20 protein-coding genes, 1 tRNA gene and 3 pseudogenes are annotated in these 18704 nt (G+C 56.5%); 17 read left to right on the forward strand and 7 right to left on the reverse strand.

The window, feature by feature from the left end:
• Together OA90_RS29065 and OA90_RS20410 are read left to right on the forward strand one after the other, a co-directional pair.
• On the forward strand, positions 1–282 hold a 282-nt coding region (locus OA90_RS29065; RefSeq protein ID WP_244274682.1), incomplete at its 5' end, for a hypothetical protein.
• 16 nt (positions 283–298) lie between these two features.
• Positions 299–703 (forward strand): annotated as a pseudogene (locus OA90_RS20410) (integrase core domain-containing protein); the annotation flags it as partial.
• Between the two features lie 102 nt (positions 704–805).
• On the opposite strand, the gene OA90_RS20415 reads toward OA90_RS20410, so the two are convergent.
• The 4 genes from OA90_RS20415 to OA90_RS20430 form a co-directional block, all read right to left on the reverse strand.
• Positions 806–1897, reverse strand: a complete 1092-nt coding sequence (locus tag OA90_RS20415; RefSeq protein ID WP_068416641.1) for a hypothetical protein — start codon at positions 1895–1897, stop codon at positions 806–808.
• A gap of 98 nt (positions 1898–1995) precedes the next feature.
• Positions 1996–3300: a hypothetical protein gene (locus OA90_RS20420; RefSeq protein ID WP_068416644.1), complete on the reverse strand. Its 1305-nt coding sequence runs from the start codon at positions 3298–3300 to the stop codon at positions 1996–1998.
• Positions 3301–3332: 32 nt separating this feature from the next.
• Entirely contained in the window at positions 3333–3992 is a 660-nt protein-coding gene (locus OA90_RS20425; protein ID WP_068416647.1) for an ABC transporter ATP-binding protein, read from the reverse strand.
• The gene (locus OA90_RS20430) at positions 3989–4786 is read right to left on the reverse strand and encodes an ABC transporter permease (RefSeq protein WP_068416651.1); all 798 of its coding nucleotides are present in this window, start codon (positions 4784–4786) and stop codon (positions 3989–3991) included. Before OA90_RS20430 ends, OA90_RS20425 begins: the two co-directional genes overlap by 4 nt.
• A gap of 375 nt (positions 4787–5161) precedes the next feature.
• On the opposite strand from OA90_RS20430, the gene OA90_RS20435 reads away from it, so the two are divergent.
• The 6 genes and pseudogenes from OA90_RS20435 (at position 5162) to OA90_RS20455 (ending at position 9356) form a co-directional block, all read left to right on the forward strand.
• Positions 5162–5542 (forward strand): transposase, encoded by a 381-nt coding sequence (locus tag OA90_RS20435; RefSeq protein WP_068416655.1) that lies wholly within the window; start codon positions 5162–5164, stop codon positions 5540–5542.
• Positions 5539–5886: an IS66 family insertion sequence element accessory protein TnpB gene (tnpB, locus tag OA90_RS20440; protein ID WP_068416658.1), complete on the forward strand. Its 348-nt coding sequence runs from the start codon at positions 5539–5541 to the stop codon at positions 5884–5886. Before OA90_RS20435 ends, tnpB begins: the two co-directional genes overlap by 4 nt.
• Positions 5887–5956: 70 nt before the next feature.
• The gene (locus tag OA90_RS20445; RefSeq protein ID WP_068416661.1) at positions 5957–7390 is read left to right on the forward strand and encodes an IS66 family transposase; all 1434 of its coding nucleotides are present in this window, start codon (positions 5957–5959) and stop codon (positions 7388–7390) included.
• Positions 7391–7449: 59 nt separating this feature from the next.
• A pseudogene (locus OA90_RS20450) lies at positions 7450–7704 on the forward strand (transposase); the annotation flags it as partial.
• A gap of 228 nt (positions 7705–7932) precedes the next feature.
• On the forward strand, positions 7933–8133 hold the full coding sequence (locus tag OA90_RS29600; RefSeq protein WP_244274683.1) for a hypothetical protein: 201 nt from the start codon (positions 7933–7935) through the stop codon (positions 8131–8133).
• Between the two features lie 2 nt (positions 8134–8135).
• Entirely contained in the window at positions 8136–9356 is a 1221-nt protein-coding gene (locus OA90_RS20455; RefSeq protein ID WP_244274684.1) for an IS110 family transposase, read from the forward strand.
• Here the strand turns inward: OA90_RS20455 and OA90_RS28120 are convergent.
• A protein-coding gene (locus tag OA90_RS28120; RefSeq protein ID WP_156510577.1) for an IS5 family transposase occupies positions 9259–10016 on the reverse strand; the annotation gives its coding sequence in 2 pieces (ribosomal slippage) (positions 9259–9683 and positions 9683–10016; 759 coding nt in all). The two genes, OA90_RS20455 and OA90_RS28120, sit on opposite strands and share 98 nt — an antisense overlap.
• 119 nt (positions 10017–10135) lie before the next feature.
• On the opposite strand from OA90_RS28120, the pseudogene OA90_RS29605 reads away from it, so the two are divergent.
• Together OA90_RS29605 and OA90_RS20470 are read left to right on the forward strand one after the other, a co-directional pair.
• Positions 10136–11038 (forward strand): annotated as a pseudogene (locus OA90_RS29605) (IS3 family transposase); the annotation flags it as partial.
• Between the two features lie 188 nt (positions 11039–11226).
• On the forward strand, positions 11227–12405 hold the full coding sequence (locus OA90_RS20470; protein WP_068416667.1) for an IS481 family transposase: 1179 nt from the start codon (positions 11227–11229) through the stop codon (positions 12403–12405).
• Positions 12406–12461: 56 nt separating this feature from the next.
• Here OA90_RS20470 and OA90_RS20475 read toward each other — a convergent pair.
• A tRNA-Ser gene (locus tag OA90_RS20475) sits at positions 12462–12551 on the reverse strand.
• A 320-nt stretch (positions 12552–12871) separates the two neighbouring features.
• Here OA90_RS20475 and OA90_RS20480 point away from each other — a divergent pair.
• The 4 genes from OA90_RS20480 to OA90_RS20495 all read left to right on the forward strand — a co-directional run bounded on the left by OA90_RS20480 (position 12872) and on the right by OA90_RS20495 (position 16455).
• Entirely contained in the window at positions 12872–13186 is a 315-nt protein-coding gene (locus OA90_RS20480; RefSeq protein WP_068416671.1) for a hypothetical protein, read from the forward strand.
• A gap of 486 nt (positions 13187–13672) precedes the next feature.
• Positions 13673–14338, forward strand: coding sequence for a peptide-methionine (S)-S-oxide reductase MsrA (gene msrA / locus OA90_RS20485; RefSeq protein ID WP_156510578.1), 666 nt, complete (start codon positions 13673–13675; stop codon positions 14336–14338).
• Between the two features lie 306 nt (positions 14339–14644).
• Positions 14645–14968 (forward strand): hypothetical protein, encoded by a 324-nt coding sequence (locus OA90_RS20490; protein WP_208986220.1) that lies wholly within the window; start codon positions 14645–14647, stop codon positions 14966–14968.
• Positions 14965–16455 (forward strand): methyl-accepting chemotaxis protein, encoded by a 1491-nt coding sequence (locus tag OA90_RS20495; RefSeq protein ID WP_068416674.1) that lies wholly within the window; start codon positions 14965–14967, stop codon positions 16453–16455. Before OA90_RS20490 ends, OA90_RS20495 begins: the two co-directional genes overlap by 4 nt.
• An 87-nt stretch (positions 16456–16542) precedes the next feature.
• On the opposite strand, the gene OA90_RS20500 is transcribed toward OA90_RS20495, so the two are convergent.
• A complete protein-coding gene (locus OA90_RS20500; protein ID WP_068416677.1) occupies positions 16543–17196 on the reverse strand; it encodes a nucleotidyltransferase family protein in 654 nt (217 codons plus the stop codon).
• Positions 17197–17347: 151 nt separating this feature from the next.
• On the opposite strand from OA90_RS20500, the gene OA90_RS20505 reads away from it, so the two are divergent.
• The 3 genes from OA90_RS20505 to OA90_RS20515 all read left to right on the forward strand — a co-directional run bounded on the left by OA90_RS20505 (position 17348) and on the right by OA90_RS20515 (position 18622).
• Complete coding sequence (locus tag OA90_RS20505) at positions 17348–17701, forward strand: hypothetical protein (RefSeq protein WP_208986221.1); 354 nt, start codon at positions 17348–17350, stop codon at positions 17699–17701.
• A gap of 55 nt (positions 17702–17756) precedes the next feature.
• Positions 17757–18086: a hypothetical protein gene (locus tag OA90_RS20510; RefSeq protein ID WP_208986222.1), complete on the forward strand. Its 330-nt coding sequence runs from the start codon at positions 17757–17759 to the stop codon at positions 18084–18086.
• Positions 18087–18283: 197 nt separating this feature from the next.
• Positions 18284–18622 carry a hypothetical protein gene (locus OA90_RS20515; protein WP_068416680.1) on the forward strand — a complete coding sequence of 113 codons (339 nt, stop codon included), beginning with the start codon at positions 18284–18286 and terminating at the stop codon, positions 18620–18622.
• Positions 18623–18704: the final 82 nt, after the last annotated feature.

Below are 18704 nucleotides of genomic sequence, written 5' to 3' on the forward strand. Positions count from 1 at the left end.
CATGTCACCACACTCGCCTGTGTCGCGCAGTTGCAAGGTGAAGACCTCGAGCTCCTGGAGGCCATCGTCGAAAACGATGACAACCTGACCTATGGCAGCATCGTCAGCGTCCAAACAGGTCAGGACGACTATATTACAGCGCTCACCGACGACGGCATCCACGAATTGAAAGACATGCTCGCCGAAGCCAGAAGCTCAACCGAAAACTGGAACGGCTTCCTCGATGACTTCGTCTCAGATCCCCACGTCATTGCCCGCGTCAAGGCCCAATCGCCGCGGTAACAATCGGCCGGTTACGAGGGTTCTGTCGTGGAGGCTGTCGATCACGATGGAGGCAGCCTTCTGCATCGAGGCAGTCGATGAGGCACTGGCTCGCTATGGCAAGCCAGAAATATTCAACACTGACCAAGGTTCGCAGTTCACTTCCATCAACTTTACGGCGGTGCTGAAGAAAGCTGAGATCGCCATCTCGATGGACGGCAAGGGTGCGTGGCGGTACAACGTATTCGTCGAACGGCTCTGGCGTTCGATCAAATACGAGGAAGTCTACCTCCACGCTTACAAGACCGTGTCCGAGGCCCGCGCTGGCATCAGCCGCTATATGACCTTTTACAATAGCCGACGCCCACATTCATACCTTGACCGGCAGACGCCGGATCAGGCCTACTTCAACGCGCTGACGCCGATGATGGTGGCGGCATAATCGAGGCGGAAATCCACTTAGCAAAACGCCCGAAACTGTTCAGACAAACCGAGACAGCTCTGATACCCGAGCAGACGCGGGTCTAGCGTCTGTCATGCGGCATCAGGCGCGTAGTTGTTGGGACAGTCGGTCTGTAACCGAAAATACATCGCTTGGTTGGCCCAAGTCGTCGAAGTAGCTTGGATACTGACCGTATCCAGCCCACAGTAGTATCTCAGCGGTGAGGTCGTCCACGGTTTCCTTTTCTACATTGCGATCGTCGGTGAGTGACCATCCTGAATACCAGGGGGCGCCGAAAGTTGTAACGGTTGCGCCACGCAATAGCATCTCGAATCCCACCAATGAGGATATCGTATATATACGTTGGAATGCTTTGGCATAGGCGAACATATTCAGGTCTTGCGGAAACTCAACGATATCCGGGAAACGGCGAAAGGGCGCGCTGTAGGGTTCGGCGATGCCTTTATAGACTTCCGGGTGTTGTTTGAAAAACACGGTGGCGCCAGGATTTTCGTCCCGCACGCGTTCAATTAGCTGCTCACAAGTGATGTAGGGATTTGGTCCGCGCCGAATGGATTCGTCTCGTTCGACCTGGCCCACGACGAAAACACTGTTGTCGGCAATTTCGATTCGACGTGAATGTGCCTTGAAGTTGTATTTGGTGAGGTTGTTGTTGAGAATGCGCTGCTTGAGGAGAGCGCCCTTGTCGTGGAACTGCGCTTTCTGTTCCACATCAAGGGAGCGCAGCAGCCGGTGGAGAGCGCTTGAGCGCGACTTGTGAAAATAGAGGTCGGCATTGCGTTCGACAATGATCGACAATGGGCTGATCCGCTGAGCGCCGAGACCTACCGACCGGAGGAAACCATCCTCGACCCTGCAAATGGTACAATTGTTAGCCGCGCACAACGCGGAAAGCCAGTAGGGGTCCTTGTACGACCAGACATAGACATCCTGATTTTTGATGTTTTCAAACGCCGCTTCGATAAATTTTGGGTTGCGGTAGTGCTTCTGGCCAACAAACACAATGTCTTTGTCCTGAAAGACAGATTGATAGAAAGAATGTTTCCAGTCAGCGAATCCAAAGAAAAGGGTTTTATTTCCCTCTTTTACCGGTCCGACTATGAGGCGGTCAGGTTTGCCCGAAATCAGATCCTCACACAGTGCCACCGTTTGCTTAGCAAATTTAATCAGCATTTTCAGATGCACTCGCTGAATGTCGTTTCGGATGTTTCCGGCACGAAGAGGGGGCAGAAACGGTTCAATGCCCCAAACGTTGCTGTTAAATTTTCCGATTAAGTTCTATCGCGTATGTTGTAATACATTAGGACACTAACTATCCAAATTCCCAGCAACAAGAGAAAAAAACTAAGCGACCGAATAAACCGGTCCGGGTATTGAGGCGCTTCTGACAAGGTGGGTTCAATAAACGTTGCCAGATATAGGTGTTTCGCGTCAGCGTCCTGGCGCGCTTGCTCAAGTCCCGCCAGCGCTGTCGTGTATAATTTCTGCGCGAACTCTTCCTCAAGCGCAAGTTCGGAATAGTTAGCTATCCGGTATGAGAGTGAAGCTCGTCCGCTACTATCCTGCTTTTCACCGCCACCGAGACGCTTCCGCTCTTTTGCCGCTTGTGCCTTAAGAGCTTCAATCTTGCCTGTAAGCAACCGGATCTTTGGAGAGTCGACATTCAAGTGATCGCTCAAGGTTGCTCTTTCCGCTTCTATCGAGGAAACCTCCTGCTCGAGTTTGGCAATCATTTCCATTGCGAGTTCGGCGTTGCTCTCTGGGTCAACCTCTTGAGCAGCTTCACGGTAGGCCAATATTTGCTTACGGATCGCTTTCAACCGCGCTTCGGCGCGTGCAACCGCTTCCTCGGCGAATTTGACTGACTGCCTGCGGTTCTCCAGGGAAAGCTGATTAATCAATCTTTCGGACTGCTTCAGAATTGTTTGCGCCAATAGCAGCGAGTCGTTAGGCCTGAAGCTGCGGGTCTCAACATACATCACACCGGAAGTAGAATCGTAGTCGACATCAACTTTGCTGTTCCAGTAGCTAAGCTTGTCTTCAATCGACAAGTCTGTTCCCATGCGGAACAGCCAGTCGGACCCATCGCGATTGTATATCTCCTCAAGATTCACCTTTTGGGAAAGAGTCTCTACAATAGCTTGGCTATGTAAGTAGTCGTGAACGATGTAGCTGTTAGATGTGGTGGATTCCCCCCCGGAATCGAGCACCATTCCAAGTACCTCGGTCGCGGGCGACTGATTCGCGCTACGTACTGCGAATGCAGTCACGCTGTGAAACTGGTCGCTGGCGATAAAGAACATATAGAAAGAGAATGCCAATGATGGCAGCGCCACCATGACCGCGAAGCCTAGCGCAATAAGCCTGTGCCTGGTTTTGGTAGACGCTTTCCCGGTAACACCAGGGAGGGTTACGTCAAGCAGCTTTTGAGGGTCGAGCCCGGACTTCTTCAGGCGTTGGACAATCGACCGCTCCTTAGGAGCAGGAACAGTTTCAATTTTTTGCGCAATTTGCACAATGGAGCTATCCGATTTTGTCACATTGTCAGCTTTGGCCGACTTTGCTGATCCCGACATGTAGTCACCTTAACCTTCAAATTTGCTGACTGCTAGCGGCGCGCCATATTCTCATCGTGCATTCGAATCGCATCATCAATATTCGGAAAATACGTCAGCTGTCCATCCTCTAGAACGATGCCTGTAGTACAATAGTCTTTTAAAGCAGCAGTCGAGTGAGATACCATTATGATATCCGAACTCTGCAATTTCTCCTGGAAAACCTGCCTGCATTTTTTCTGGAAATTTTTGTCTCCAACCGCTGTGATCTCATCAACGAGATAGTAGTCGAAATTAATTCCCATGCTGACGCCAAACGCAAGCCTTGCCTTCATGCCGGAAGAATATGCTTTCACAGGCATGTAATATGCTTTCTCAAGTTCTGAGAAATCCTGTACGTAGTGGACAAGATCTTCGGTGTCTTGGCCATATATTCTTGCGACGAAGCGCACATTCTGTTCGCCGGTTAAACTTGGATTGAAACTGCCTTGGAATCCAAGCGGAAAGGAAACGTTGGCACGTCTGATGATTTGCCCGGACGTAGGTTTGATAGTGCCGGAAATGAGCTTAAGAAGTGTTGATTTACCAGCGCCGTTGCGTCCGATCAGACCTATGCTTTCACCTCTTGGTATCGTGAAGGATACGTCCTTGGCGATATAGCGAAACTCACCTTTGTGCTTAAAGACCTTGGTCACGTGGTACAGGGAGATCATTTGGGCTCCCTAAGACGAGCGTCGAATAACCATACAAGAAACAGGCCGAACACAACAGAAAAAACAGCAAGTCCTATAACGTAAGGCAAGTTAACGTAGGAAGCTCTATAAGTAGGGTAGAATCCCATGCGGAATATTCCGACGAGGTGCACGAGCGGGTTCCACATAAGTATTTCACGGTACGGTATTGGAATGGATTCTGGTAGGAAAAATACGCCCGATACCATGAACGCTGGCCTGTTAATGACACCCCAGATATGTTGATACGTGCTGCTTAGATGAAACCAGACGATGTTCGATATTCCGACACCTGCGCCCAGTGTGAGGCCGATCGCGCTGGCTGTTAGGATAGGTCCCATCCGGAGTTGACCAAACTCAACAAATATCGATATCGTGCCGAATAGCAGCAGGTTAACCACAAACAACGTTGCCGCTTGTAGCAACACGCGTGAGATGATTGCGTCGAATGGGCGGACAACTGGGTAATTAAGTAGCGCCCTATTCGCCTCAACCGCACTGGCAACCTGATCTGCCGTCGACCTGTAGATATAGAAAGAGGCATATCCCGTCGCGAAAAAGAGCAAAAAGCTCCGTCCGAGTGGAGGAACGTGGGCGATGGCAGAAAACACAGTCGTCAATATGGCAATAAACAATACCGGATCGAGTACCGCCCACATATAGCCCCCGAACTTGGTTCCGTACCGGGTCGTCATCTCGCGGACGATCAACGCAAAGATGATTGAAATCTGCTGTCTGACGCTATCAGTTAAAGTTTTTGAATACACATAGGTCATTTTTTCAATTTCTGATTGCTCTCGGCTAACCCACTTGGCTGAAATGTAAGTGTCTTTTAGGGCTTTTTCGCGTCGAAAGTATACTAGTTTAGTATGCCCGCGTGCGCACACGTCCCACCGAATTGACAGCCTTTTTAATGAATTGGAATCTCTTGCGCAATGATTTGCTCTTGAAACAAGTGCGCCATTTGCGCAAGAAGCTGGAATAGCCTCGAATTTTCTAGAGGCCCTCTGGCCTGCTGCCGGTTTCGTGGACGCCGAGTTAAGTTGTTTCCAATGAGACTGGAGCGTAAGCGTCCGTTGAACCCGACCTGCCGCTTTTCGATTTGGTGCGTTAAGTGTCCGCTTGTCTAAATGGACACTTAAGGGCCCCTAATGAGTACGCGAAGAAAGCGGCGGAGCTGGTCTGATGAGGAGAAGCGGGAGATCTGCGCGCAAGCGGTTCTTCCCGGTGCATCGGTTGCCCAAGTGGCGCGCCGGTATTCGGCGAATGCCAATATGATCCACAATTGGCTGAAGGATCCCCGGTTTGCGCGAATTCCAGCTGACCTGGGCCACGTGGAGGATGCGTCTTTCGTTGAGTTGAAACTGATCCCGGCAGCTTGTCCTGCCACGCCAGGTGTCGCTGTCCCGCCCCCGGCACCTGTCTGTGCAAGCCGGGTTGATATCACACTTTCTGACGGCCGAAGGGTGCTGATCGAAGGCCCGACGGCACTGAGCGCTGTCATGGGGCTGGTCCAAGGCTTGATGGGATGATTCCGGTTCCCTCAAACACCCGGGTTTGGCTGGCGGCCGGTGTGACGGACATGCGCCGTGGGTTCAACTCTTTGGCCGCACAAGCCGAACAGGTACTGGCCGAAGATCCTTATTGCGGGCACTTGTTTGTGTTCCGCGGTCGGCGGGGCGATCTTTTGAAGATCATCTGGTGGGACAGTCAGGGGGCTTGCCTGTTTTCCAAACGCTTGGAGAAAGGCCGGTTTGTCTGGCCGGGCGCGAAGGCTGGCAAGGTCAGTGTTACGGCGGCCCAGCTGTCGATGCTGCTTGAAGGGATAGACTGGCGTATGCCCGCCCGTACATGGACACCTCTGACGAGCGGATAGCGACATAAATACAGAGACTTAATCCGCTTTTTCCTTTCTGCTTCCGGCGGTGTCCGGTATAAATGCAGCCATGCTGAAGGACTTTGACATCACGCCTGACGATCCGGCTGAACTGAAAGCCGTGAACCGGCTTCTGGCGGACGAAGTCAAGGCGCTCAGCCTGAAGGTTGAGCAGCTCCAGCATCAGCTTCATGGGGCCAACCGGAACCGGTTCGGCTCCAAATCGGAAAGCCTCGATCAGCTTGATCTGGGTCTTGCCGAGGACGAGGCCATTGGGGCCGCAGCCGATCAGCAAAACATTCCGGAACCCGCCTCGTTGGGCGATCCTTGCGGGCAAAAGAAACGTCAGCACAGCCGCAAACCTTTGCCGGACCATCTGGAGCGCAATGACAGGGTCTTGATGCCGGACCAATCTTGCTGTCAGTGCAGCGGCAAGATGAAGACACTGGGCGAGGACATCACCGAAGAGCTGGAATATGTGCCGGGGCGGTTTGTCGTGAACCGTATTGTCAGGCCGCGTCTGTCCTGTTCTTGCTGCGAGAGGGTTGTTCAAGCGCCCTTACCATCGCGTCCGATCGAGCGCGGACGGCCGGGCGCCCGTCTCCTGGCGCATGTGCTTGTGTCCAAATATGCGGACCACCTTCCGCTCTATCGCCAGTCTCAGATCTTCGGCCGGGAAGGCATCGATCTGGACCGCTCCACCCTGGCTGATTGGGTGGGACGCCCCGCTGCCCTGCTTGAGCCTCTGGCGGATGCCATCGGCCGCATGGTCCGGCAAGGGGACGCGCTCTTTGCTGACGATACCCCGGTCAAGCTTCAAGCTCCGGGAACGAAGAAAACCAAAACTGCCCGAGTCTGGGTCTATGTCAGGGATGAGCGGTCATGGGCCGAGACCTCTCCACCGCTGGCCTGGTACCGGTTCACGGTTGACCGCAAGGGCGAACATCCTGAGGGTCACCTGTCCGGCTACAAGGGCTGGGTTCACGCGGACGGTTATGCCGGGTTCAACGGCCTGTTCGGGGAGAAAAAGACGCGGGAGATGGCCTGTATGGCCCATATCCGGCGCAAGTTCGTCGATGTTCATGCCTCTCAAGGCTCAGCAATCGCTGCCGAGGCCATCCAGCGGATCGCAAAGCTCTATGAAATCGAAAAGAGGGCCCGCGGAAAACCGCCGCCTGAACGCGCCAACCTCCGGCAAACGTACGCCAATCCGGTCTTCGACGATCTGGAAACCTGGCTCGGCGCTCAATTGACGCGGATCTCCGGCAAGTCACCGCTCGCGACGGCAATCCGCTATGCTCTCAGCCGAAAAAACTACCTCTTCATGGGGTCACAAAGTGGCGGCAAATCCGCGGCTATCGCCTATACCCTGATCGAAACCGCCAAACTCAACGGCATCGACCCGCAAGCCTGGCTGACCTGGGTCCTGGCACAAATCGCCGACCAAAAGATCAATCGCATCAACAACCTCATGCCTTGGTGTTACGCTGCAAAGGCAGCGTAACAGAGCACGTCGCCCTCATGAAGACCGCCTTCACCGGACGGACACACTGGAGCGCGTGAATGAAAAGAAGTAAGTTCAGCAGCGAATTCAAGCTTGAGGCTGTGAAATTGGTGCGGGAGCGCAGCGTCAGTGTTGCGCAAGCAGTCCGCGATTTGGATATCCATGAGAACGTTCTGCGCAAATGGGTCGGGAACTATGGGTTTGACTCGGTGCAGGCTTTTCCGGGTCACGGGCAGATGAAGCCCGAGCAGCTCGAAATCGTGAGGCTGAGCAAGGAAGTCGCCAAATTGAAGGCGGAGCGTGACATCCTAAAAAACCGTTCCGGGCTGCAGCCCGCCTGTGCGCGGTACAAACAGCTTATGCTACGCTCACCGCGAAGGGCAGTTGCCGATGGCTTATTGGTGGGCTGGACCCCGTTAAAAAACGTGGCACATGGGCCGATGCGCACTTGAGAGTGGCGACGCCGCCATTGCGGTGATCCAGGTTAGGAAGATGACGAACTTGCATGGCCCACGCCCTTCGCCTTGAATGGAGGAAATGCCATGACGAAGCGTAAAACCGGCGGCCACCCGGATTTGAGTTTGATCAACCCCAATGCGGCTGCGATCGATATCGGCTCGACGATGCACGTGGCGGCTGTGAACCCTGACACCGACATCATGCCAGTGCGCGCCTTTGGGACATTCACTCAGGATTTGCACGACCTGCCGACTGGTTCCGGTCGTGCGGTGTCATCAGCGTAGCGATGGAGTCGACCGGCGTTTACTGGATCCCGGCCTTCGAATTCCTGGAGGCACATGGCTTCGAGGCCATTCTGGTGAATGCCCGCTATGCCAAGAATGGGCCGGGTCGCAAAACCGATGTCAGCGATGCCGGATGGCTGCGCCAGCTGCATTCCTATGGGTTGCTGCGTGGCAGCTTCCGCCCCGAAGCCGAGATTGCCACTCTGCGCGCCTATATGCGCCAACGCGAACGTCTGACAGAGTATGCTGCTGCTCACATCCAGCACATGCAGAAGGCGCTGATGGAGATGAACCTGCAACTGCATCATGTTGTCTCCGATATCACAGGCGCAACGGGCATGCGGATCATCCGTGCCATCGTCGGTGGAGAGCGTGATCCTGAAGTTCTTGCCGCCTTCCGGGATGTCCGCTGCAAGTCATCGTTGGACACGATCAAGGCCGCGCTGGTCGGGAATGATCGCGAGGAACATGTCTTTGCTCTGACACAATCGCTGGAGCTATACGACTTCTACAAAGCGCAGATCGCGGCGTGCGACCGCCGGCTGGAGGCGGCAGTTGCCGCGCTGACTGTCCGGACTGACGGTGATCTGGCACCGCTGCCGAAGGCAAGGATCAAAGGAAAGCAGCACAATGCGCCGTCCTTCGACGTGCGAGCTGCGCTTTACGGGGCTTTGGGAACTGATTTGACGCAGTTCCACGGCCTCGGACCATCTCTGGCACTTAAGCTGGTGGCTGAATGCGGCACAGACCTGCGCGCTTGGAAAAGCGCCAAGCACTTCACGTCGTGGCTCTGTCTTGCCCCTGGGAACAAGATCTCTGGGGGCAAGCTACTATCCTCGCGGACACGCCGGTCCTCGAGTCGTGCGGCCGCTCTCCTGCGCCTGGCTGCTGTGACGATTGGCAAAAGCGATACGGCCTTGGGCGCGTTTTACAGGCGACTGTCATCGCGCATAGTCAAACAAAAGGCGGTGACGGCCACAGCGCGCAAGATCGCAGTCTTGTTCTACTACGCCATCCGTCATGGCATGACCTATCAGGATCAGGGAGCGGCGGCATATGATGAACGGCACCGGCGACGCATGCTCTCAAACCTTCAACGGCGCGCCAAGACCCTAGGCTTCAGACTCATAACCAATAGCATACGGTTGCCGCGAGGCAGATGGCCGAGAGATAGTTCCTGGCATTGCGGTCATAGCGTGTTGCGATCCTGCGAAACTCCTTGAGCCTGCCGAACATCCTCTCGATGACGTTTCTGCTCTTGTAAAGGTATGGCGAGAAACAGTTTTTCCATTTGCGTGTTTTGCGGGGCGGTATATTTGGCAGCGAACTGCGCGCCTCGACGGCTCGGCGGATCCGGTCACTGTCGTAGCCTTTATCGCCATGCAGAACGCCGTTTGCCGGAACGAGCGGCAAGAGTGCCTCAGCTCCTATGAAATCCGAGATATTGGCTCCCGTCAGGTGGAAGGCGATTGGGCGTCCCTTGTTGTCGCTCAGAGCATGGATTTTTGTTCCCGGACCACCACGAGCTCGGCCCAGGGCATGGGCTTGAGCCCCCCTTTGCCGCCATGGGCGACCCGGTGCGCCCGAACGGCTGTGCTGTCGATCATCACTTCCAGAACAGGACCGCCGGTTTGGGACAATGTGTCGAAGATCCCTGTCCAGACACCTTTCTCCGACCAGCGGACAAAGCGATTGTAGAGGGTTTTCCTCGGCCCGTAGACCTCCGGCGCATCGACCCACCGACCGCCCGACTTCAGAACATGAATGATGCCGCTGATCACCCGCCGGTCATCGACACGGGCCTTGCCCCGCGTGTCTGTCGGCAACAGCGGCTGCAACTTCGAAAACTGCTCATCGCTGAGCCAGAACAAACCATCGGACATCGCCAAACTCCTGTTTAGGAGTTTGAAGCAGACTTCAACTGATTTGCATAGTCATTTTATGGGTCTTAAGCCTAGGTTTTGCATTGGCGCCCATTCCCGAGGCCGCGGCTGTTTCTTAGGAAGGCCGCCGCCTACTTTGCCAAGGACGTGAAATGAAGGTCGCGTTCGTTGCAAAGCACCGTTCTATCTGGCCGGTGGCATGGCGCTGCGAAGCGCTGAGTGTATCGCGTTCCGGCTTCCATGCCTGGCTCAATTGTTCTCCTAGCCAACATACCGGTATGACGAGATCCTGCTCGACAAGATCAAAGGCAGCTTCAAGGATAGCGATCGCGCCTACGGCACACGGCGTGTCTGGCACGGCCTCTTCGCCGAAGGCTTTTTCTGTGGTCTGCATCGTGTCTAGCGGCTCATGCGCGGCATTGCATTGAGAGCAAGATCGAGACGGCGTGGCTTGCCGAAGGATGGTGGTGAGCGCTCACTTATTATGTCGAATATTTTGGATCGTCAGTTCGCGGCAGCAATGCAGAACCAGAGTGAGTGGCCGATTTTACCTATCTCTGGACGGCTGACGGCTGGCTCTATTTCACCACAGGCCTCAACCTGTTCTCACGCCGTGTTGTTGGTTGGTCGATGAACAACAGCATGACCTCCCAACTTGTGACCGACGCGCTGATCATGGCCGTATGGCGCAGAGGCAAGCCGGATGAGTTGATGCATCATTCGGGCCAGGGCTCCCAGTTCGCAAGCATGGACTGGCTTCTTTCCTCAAAGCTTACAACCTCGAACATTCCGTGAGCCGGTGTGGAAAATGTCACGACAACGCTGTGGCCGAAAGCTTCTTCAACCTGCTCAAGCGGGAAAGGGTACGGCGACGAACCTACAAAACCCGCAAGGACGCCAGGCGGGATGTGTTTGATTGCATCGAGGTGTTCTACAATCCGAAGAGAAAATACGTCAGAAACGGGATGCTGTCACTCGTCGAGTTCGAACGACTGCAGAAAATGAAAGCCGAGGGCGCGTAGAAAACGCGGGGCTATTCAGGTTCATCGTTAGCTGAGTGCGCAGCGCAATTGTGAATGAAATTTGGAATGAATGGCGCACTAAAATTTGATGTTTAACTTTAAATGCTTGGAAGATGCCCGACCTGAGACATAGGTGACAGACCGTTCCGGAGACATGGGTAACACTTTCCGTTTTTCGGGAGGTGTCGATGCCGTGGCAAGAGGTGTCCAAAATGGAGGAACGTCTTCGTTTCGTCGCCCGCCTGTTGGATGGCGAAGGCATGAGTGCGGTTTGCCGTGAGTTCGGCATCTCGCGCAAGACCGGTTACAAGATCTGGAACCGTTACCAGCAAGATGGGATGGACGCGCTTTGTGACCGGTCCCGTCGGCCTGTGCGTTACGCCAACCAGCTTCCGGAGCAGGTTGAACGGCTGATCATCGCGACACGGAAGGAGAGGCCCCATTGGGGGGCGCGCAAGATCCGGGAGGTCCTGGTTCGCAAGCTTGCCGGGGATGTGCGTATTCCGGCACAAAGCACGGTGCATGCGGTTCTTGACCGGCACGGCCTTGTCAGCAGAGCCCGCAAGAGGCGGCGCGCCAACAAGGCCGAAGGAACGCCCCTTTCGGTTGGGCTTGCCCCCAATGATCTTTGGGCAACAGATTTCAAGGGCGAGTTCAAACTGGGGAACCGGCAGTACTGTTACCCCCTGACGGTGAGCGATCATGCCTCGCGTTATCTGCTCAGTTGCGAGGCCTTTGACTCAACGAAGGAAAGGCCGGTCATTGAGGCCTTCCTCGCCCTGTTCAAGGAGCGTGGATTGCCGTCCGCGATCCGCACGGACAATGGTCTGCCGTTTGCCTCGCCGAACGGGCTCTACAATTTGTCCAAGCTGTCGGTGTGGTGGTTGCGCATTGGCATCGGCATCGAGCGCATCAAGCCAGGCCATCCGCAGCAAAATGGCCGTCACGAGCGCATGCATCTCACCCTGAAGAAGGAAGCCACCCGGCCTGCGGGGATGAACAGTCTGCAGCAGCAGGCCAAATTCGATGCTTTCATGAAGGAGTTCAACGAGGAACGGCCTCATGAAGCGCTCTCCATGAAGACACCGGCCGAAGTCTACAGGCCGTCATCAAGACAGTATCAGGGCCTGCCGGACCTGGACTATCCCTTCCATGACAGGGACGCCTTGGTCACCGCATGCGGGCGGATCTGCATGCATCGCAAGAAGATCAACGTCTCGACCGTGCTGGCCGGTCAGAAGCTCGGGATCAAGGAAGTGGAGAACGGAATTTGGCTGATCAGCTTCATGAGCTATGATCTGGGATACATCGACCTGGAACAGAGAACGCTACAGACAATCGACAACCCGTTCGGCACGAGGTTGTAACCCATGTCTCCGGTACAAACTGTTACCTATGTCTCCGGGTCGGACAGAAGTAAAAATGGCGGACAGAGAGGGATTCGAACCCTCGGAGCGCTTGCACGCTCACACGCTTTCCAAGCGTGCGCCTTAAGCCACTCGGCCACCTGTCCTTTTCAAGCGTTAGACCCGCTTGAGTGCCGCGCAATATACCCATGACGTGGTCGAGCGCAAGCGCCTTGCGGCGTTTTTTTGAAATTGCCCTCAAGCTTTGGATTTTTCTGGGAAAATTGCGGAACCGCAGGCCGCTCAGGGGCGTTCACCCGGTGGCTTGCCGGGGTAAATGCCGCAAAATTGTGTTGCATATCGGTTCCAGTATATTAATTGTGTGATATTACCTTGAGGAAGTGCTCAATTGGAGGCGTGACCGCCTTTTTTGACGGACTCACGTGAGTATTAACTATATAAAGTGTAGCGAGTAGAAAGATATACCATGATTAGTGTTTTAAAATTTTTATTCCGGTTACTGGGATATGGCTTTCTCGCTGTTGCGATTGTTGCCGGAATCTCGGATGCAAGCAGTTCAATTGCACAATCACAAGTTTATCTTGCCCCGCTCGGGCATGTCTGGTCCAACCTGTCGCCCTACACCCTTGAGCTGGTCGGAAGTTCGGTTCAGCCGGGCCTGTGGGATGTCGCGCAGCGCACCGTGCTGGTCTGGCCGGTCTGGGCTGTCCTGGCTCCGCTGGGCATGCTGTTGTTGTGGCTCGGCGCCAAACGCCGGCGCCAGCTCGCCCAGTTCGCCTGAGGGGGCTCCGGGGACATTCGGATCGCCCGCTGATACCATCCGGCAGACCCAAGGGCCTGCCTGACAGGGGAGGGGGCTGGTTTCCGGCAGGCAGCCCAGTGCTGTTTGCTGTGGCAGCCCGTTCAAGTGACGCAATTCAGTCCGTTGAGCCGGAAAGACCGAAGATCGCGATTGGAAACTGTGTGTCACTTCGCGCGTTCTGGCCGGTAACCCGCATCGTCCTGCGATCTCTGCACACTCTTTGCCGAGCAGGCTGCGATCGCGGTCCGGCAGGCACATATGTTTGCCGGACGGCATAAACGGTTGTTTGTCGGGTCATGAACCGTCAAATTGTCCACTGGCCCTTGGCATGGATCGCATGCTGCGCCACATATATGGCTGACCATCAACCGGTAAGCGCACCTGATCCGCGCCCGTCCTAGTGTCTGTCTCAGGCTTCCGCCACCCGGCAGGCAAGACGGCGCTGGCAAGTGCCGGAGATCCTCCATGTCGTTCATGACCATGCTGTCCAAGAAATTTTCCCTGCCGGGCAAGGACGAAGCCTTGCCGGGGCGTGCCGAGGCGATCGTTCCCGCCGAACCCCATTTCGTCAACGGCAGGGCCCTTGCCGGACCCTACCCGGCGGGAATGAAGACAGTACTGTTCGGCATGGGGTGCTTCTGGGGGGCGGAACGGCTGTTCTGGCAGCTCACGGGCGTTCACGTGACCGCCGTCGGCTATGCCGGCGGCATGACGCCCAACCCCACCTACAACGAGACCTGCACCGGCCGCACGGGCCACACCGAGGCGGTTCTGGTCGTTTACGATCCAGCCAAGGTCACGCTTCAGGATCTTTTGAAGGTGTTCTGGGAAAACCACGATCCGACGCAGGGCATGCGCCAGGGCAACGATACCGGCACGCAATACCGCTCGGCGATCTATGTGGCCGATGAGGAGGACCTCAAGGCAGCCGGACAGTCCAGCGAAGCCTATCAGCAGGCCCTGAAGGCGAACGGCGTCCCGGCCTCCATCACCACGGAGATCCGCCAGCTCGATACGTTCTACTTCGCCGAGGAGTATCACCAGCAATACCTTGCCAAGAACCCGACCGGCTATTGTGGCATCGGCGGCACTGGTGTCGCTTGCCCGACAGGCCTCGGGCTGACTGCCTGAGCATTCGGCGAAAACATGACGCGGCCGACCTGCGGCAGACGAGATCTTTTTTTGAATTCGGACAGCGTCAGGGCCTCCGACCGGAACCGGTGGGAGGCCTTTTCATGTGCATTTTCCCTTCCCGGCCGGATCACTTGTGCTGATCGTGTGTGCCCGCAAGGGAAGAATTGGGTCTTCGAGACGTCCCGTCTTCAAATTATTTCCCAAATCACGAGTGAATTTGGTGTCCACAACCGAAAACTTCAGCATTTCTTAAAACAAAAACCGTGATTCTACGTATGAGTGCACATGTGTGGGGTTGATTCGATGACGCCATCCGCAAAGATCTTTGCGGTTACCTATTTTATTGGAGCCAGCATGCTGATGAGCCTCGGCGTGCTTCTGCCGGGCGGCAAGGGGCTGGTTGCGGTGTTCGCGAAGCCGGGCGGCCTGGCGGCTGCTGAAGTCATCGCAAGGGCCGAGGGTTCGATCATCTTTGTCCGCGACGGATCCTGGGTTGCACTGACCGAATCTGAAGATGATGAATTCATCGCCAGTCTGTATCGGGCCGGGGCCGGCTTTGTCGCTTCCACGGCTGTTGCACAGCTCTGTGCACGCTGGAACGGGGTTTTGGGGGAAAATACGATATGAATGAAACCACGAATACGACTTCTGGTCTTGACGCTTTTCGGGATACTTTCGCCAGGATCGCCGTCTATTTCATCTGGGCAAACGTTGCTGTGGTCATTGCGGCCGCCTGGCTGGTGGGCACGGTGTCCCTTGTGGCGGTGGGCGGTTCGGCGCTGGTCCTCGGGGCGGCAGCCACTGTCACCTGGATGAAATTCGGTTCCGGCGTGGAGACGCGGCTTGCAACCGCAATGTCCCTTGCCGGACTGGTCGCGCTTCTTGTCGCTTCCCTTGCCGTCCCCGCCGGGCAGGTGTCTTACCAGCTCGACGGTCACATGTATTTCTTCGCCGTCCTGGCGATCCTGGCGAGCTGGGTCGATTGGCGCGCGCTGGTGGCCTATGCCGCCATCGTCGCAGTCCACCACATCGTGCTCAACTTCGCCATGCCCTGGGCGGTGTTCCCCAATGGCGCGGATTTCGCCCGCGTGCTGTTTCATGCCACCGTCGTCGTGCTAGAGGTCGGCATCCTGTGGTGGATGACCAGCAATCTGGGCAAGGCCTTCGAAATATCCGACAAGGCGCGTCACGAAGCGGAGGAAGCCCGCGCCGAGGCGGTCTCCCTGCAGCGCCAGAGTGCCGACCATGACGAGGCGCAACGGCAAAGGGAAGTGCTCGTCAACGAGCGTATCGCGGCATTCCAGAACGACATCGCCGCCAGGCTGGACGAAGTCGGCCGCAAGGTGCATGAAATGCGCGGTTCGGCTGAGGAACTGGGCTCCGTTGCCAAGGATACCACCGGCCGTGCCGCGTCCGTGTCGGATGCTTCCGAAACGGCCTCCTCCAACGTGCAGATGGTCGCATCGGCCGCTGAGGAACTGTCGTCCTCCATCGCTGAGATTTCCCGCCAGGTCGAGCAGACCACGGGCATCGTGGTCCAGGCGACGGAAAATGCCCAGACCAGCAACACCAAGGTCGCCGGCCTTGCCGAGGCGGCCAACCGGATCGGCGAAGTGGTCACACTGATCCAGGCGATCGCCGAACAGACCAATCTTCTCGCACTCAACGCCACCATCGAGGCGGCGCGCGCGGGAGAGGCCGGACGTGGCTTTGCGGTGGTCGCGGCCGAAGTGAAGGAGCTGGCCACGCAGACGTCCAAGGCGACCGAGGAAATCGGTGCGCAGATTTCCGCCATCCAGGCGGAAACCAAGGATGCGGTTGCTTCCATCGGGCTCATTGCCACCACGATGGACGAGGTCAACAGCTATACCGCGGCCATTGCCGCCGCTGTTGGCGAGCAGGGCTCGGCAACAGCCGAGATTTCCCGCAATGTCGCCGAAGCGGCAGACGGCACCGGCCGGGTTGCGGAGAATATCGGCGGCGTGCGTGAAGCGGTCGAGAGAACCGGCAAGTCCGTCGCATCGATGGTGGAAGCCACGGAGGTCCTGGATGGGGACACTTCCGAAATGCGCCGCTCGATCGACGCCTTCCTGAAGGATGTTGCCGCAGCCTGACCGGTGGCCGCAGGATCAGACTTCAAGCGAAATGGTAGAACCGGCTGATTTCCAGCCGGTTCTTTTTTGCCCGATGGCCGTCCCGGATCACGTTTGGGCGCCGTCCCAGGGGATCACCTCCAGCTCAGGCCACAGCGCCTTCATCCGCTCCGCCTTCTCCGAATAGGTACGGGCGTTCGGCTGCACGTAGTTGGGCACCAGACGCATGGCGAAGAGATTGGCGAGGCCGAAGGGCGCCTGGAGCACGATCCTGCCGTCCAGGTCCAGCCGGGCCGCGACCGCGTGCGTGCGGGCCGCATAGGTTGTCAGAGAGTCGATTGAGCAGTCCAGCGGCCGGTAGGGACGCCCGAAACGCTGTTCGTACCACAGGTGCACCCGCGCCTGATTGCGCACCTCAAGCAAAGGGGCAAGGTCCGGCAGGGCGGCGTTCACTTTCCGGATGACGACGTCTTCCGCTTCCCATGACAGGTCAGTTCCGTCAAAATAGATGACGTCGAAATCCTTGATGCCGTGAAGGGGAGGGCGGCCGGTCAGGACATTCCAGACACTCTGGTAAATGCCGCCCGACACCAGCCAGCCGTCGGGCAGCGCGTGATCGCGTATGGAGGTGAGAATTTCCACCACATGGGGGAGCGTCAGAAGGATCTGTTCGAGCCGTGTGTAACGCTCGTCTTCGCGGGCGGCGTAAGGGACACCCAACCGGGTATCGGGGCCGGATCGGATTTTGGCATTTGCTGTCATGCTGGGGGTCTCGTCATCAGCATCGGAGGGCGGAATCCTACGCGATTCTGCGCGTGGGAAAACCCGGTTACCTGAAAAATGGCCGGAACGGCTTGACTATGCGCCGAGAGACGCCATCTCGCTGTCAGGATCAATGAACCGGGAAATGCATATGAGCCAGCAGCACAAGGGACCGTTTGCCGGAAACGGCGGGTCTGGAAAAGGCAGACCGGGATTGATGGCTGCCGCCGCCGCGGCGCTTGCCTTGTCGGCCGTGCAGCCTGCCGTGGCGCAGTCGGGGCGGCCCGACACGCGCTCGATGAGCTGCGCACAGGTTCAGTCTCTCATCAACCAGCGCGGCGGCGTCGTGCTGAGCACCGGCCAGCATACGTTCGACAGATACGTGGCGAACCGGAATTTCTGCCAGCATGGCGAAATTCTCAAACGCGACTACGTGCCGACCAAGGACAACAACAGGTGCTATGTCCAGAGATGCTCCAACAATCAGCCGTTCTATTTCGACTGAGTGAGCTGATCGCCCGCAGATCCCGGGGCCATCACCGATCGGGAGGGACTTGCAGATGACCGCAATGGTCAAGACGGTGTTCCGGAGGCTGCCGGTGGTGGCGGCTATCGGGGCCTTTTTCCTTCAGCCCGGCCTCCTGCAGGTTCAGGCACAGTCCGCACGGCCCGATACGCGCTCCATGAACTGCGCTCAGGCGCAGGCCATGGTCAAGCAGCGGGGCACAATCGTCATGTCGACCGGGCCGACGACCTACGAGACCTTTGTCGCCGATGCCCGCTATTGCGTTCCACGGGCAAGTTCGGTCCGGGCCAGATTTGCACCGACGAAAGACGATCCGAAATGTCCGGTCGGCAACAGGTGTTACCAGAACCGGAACAACCGCTGACCGATCTGAAAATCATGGAGCGTCGGGTGTCCAGGCCACTGTGCCGTTCTGCCCGTGTCGTAATTTTTTCCGGCAAGACTATCAATGCTGCCCGCATGGGCTATTGCAAATGGACCCCGTTTCACAAATATGGAACAAGGAGTACTGAAGCTCTTTTGTTAAATAAATTTGCCTGAAATCTCAGGAAAGGCTTTGCGATGAACGCGAACAACAACAAGAAACAACTATCAATTGCAGGGCTTGGCGTTGGAGCCGGGCTGGGTTGCGCTGCGTTGTTCTTGACTGTGCTGTCCGCGGAAGCGCAGACCCGGAGGCAACCCGACACCACCGCGCTCACTTGCGCGCAAACGCAGGCGTTGATTGACAAGTTCGGCGCGATCAACCTGAAATCCGGTCCCTACAAGTTCGACCGCTATGTTTCTGGCAGGAACCAGTGCGTTTCGGCCGGGAATGTGATCAGGACGACATATGTGCCGACCAAGGATGATTCCAGCTGTCCGGTAAAGATCTGTGCCGAGCAGGGCCAGCAACAATAATCAGTTCTCCCGAGCGAGCCGGGCGAACGCCCGATACATCGTTCGACAAATCAGTTGCCGGCGGCGAGATACCATGACGCCA

The organism is Labrenzia sp. OB1 (assembly GCF_001624695.1).
Taxonomy (GTDB): domain Bacteria; phylum Pseudomonadota; class Alphaproteobacteria; order Rhizobiales; family Stappiaceae; genus Roseibium.

What these genes read in the sequence shown, in the direction of transcription:
- OA90_RS20500 (WP_068416677.1), bottom strand. Translation starts at nt 17,196, where the DNA reads ATGACAGCAAATGCCAAAATCCGATCCGGCCCCGATACCCGGTTGGGT.
- OA90_RS20495 (WP_068416674.1), top strand. Translation starts at nt 14,965, where the DNA reads ATGAATGAAACCACGAATACGACTTCTGGTCTTGACGCTTTTCGGGAT.
- OA90_RS20490 (WP_208986220.1), top strand. Translation starts at nt 14,645, where the DNA reads ATGACGCCATCCGCAAAGATCTTTGCGGTTACCTATTTTATTGGAGCC.
- OA90_RS20420 (WP_068416644.1), bottom strand. Translation starts at nt 3,300, where the DNA reads ATGTCGGGATCAGCAAAGTCGGCCAAAGCTGACAATGTGACAAAATCG.
- OA90_RS20415 (WP_068416641.1), bottom strand. Translation starts at nt 1,897, where the DNA reads ATGCTGATTAAATTTGCTAAGCAAACGGTGGCACTGTGTGAGGATCTG.
- msrA (WP_156510578.1), top strand. Translation starts at nt 13,673, where the DNA reads ATGTCGTTCATGACCATGCTGTCCAAGAAATTTTCCCTGCCGGGCAAG.
- tnpB (WP_068416658.1), top strand. Translation starts at nt 5,539, where the DNA reads ATGATTCCGGTTCCCTCAAACACCCGGGTTTGGCTGGCGGCCGGTGTG.
- OA90_RS20425 (WP_068416647.1), bottom strand. Translation starts at nt 3,992, where the DNA reads ATGATCTCCCTGTACCACGTGACCAAGGTCTTTAAGCACAAAGGTGAG.
- OA90_RS20505 (WP_208986221.1), top strand. Translation starts at nt 17,348, where the DNA reads ATGAGCCAGCAGCACAAGGGACCGTTTGCCGGAAACGGCGGGTCTGGA.
- OA90_RS20445 (WP_068416661.1), top strand. Translation starts at nt 5,957, where the DNA reads ATGCTGAAGGACTTTGACATCACGCCTGACGATCCGGCTGAACTGAAA.
- OA90_RS20470 (WP_068416667.1), top strand. Translation starts at nt 11,227, where the DNA reads ATGCCGTGGCAAGAGGTGTCCAAAATGGAGGAACGTCTTCGTTTCGTC.
- OA90_RS20515 (WP_068416680.1), top strand. Translation starts at nt 18,284, where the DNA reads ATGAACGCGAACAACAACAAGAAACAACTATCAATTGCAGGGCTTGGC.
- OA90_RS20510 (WP_208986222.1), top strand. Translation starts at nt 17,757, where the DNA reads ATGACCGCAATGGTCAAGACGGTGTTCCGGAGGCTGCCGGTGGTGGCG.
- OA90_RS20480 (WP_068416671.1), top strand. Translation starts at nt 12,872, where the DNA reads ATGATTAGTGTTTTAAAATTTTTATTCCGGTTACTGGGATATGGCTTT.
- OA90_RS20455 (WP_244274684.1), top strand. Translation starts at nt 8,136, where the DNA reads ATGGAGTCGACCGGCGTTTACTGGATCCCGGCCTTCGAATTCCTGGAG.
- OA90_RS29600 (WP_244274683.1), top strand. Translation starts at nt 7,933, where the DNA reads ATGACGAAGCGTAAAACCGGCGGCCACCCGGATTTGAGTTTGATCAAC.
- OA90_RS20430 (WP_068416651.1), bottom strand. Translation starts at nt 4,786, where the DNA reads ATGACCTATGTGTATTCAAAAACTTTAACTGATAGCGTCAGACAGCAG.
- OA90_RS20435 (WP_068416655.1), top strand. Translation starts at nt 5,162, where the DNA reads ATGAGTACGCGAAGAAAGCGGCGGAGCTGGTCTGATGAGGAGAAGCGG.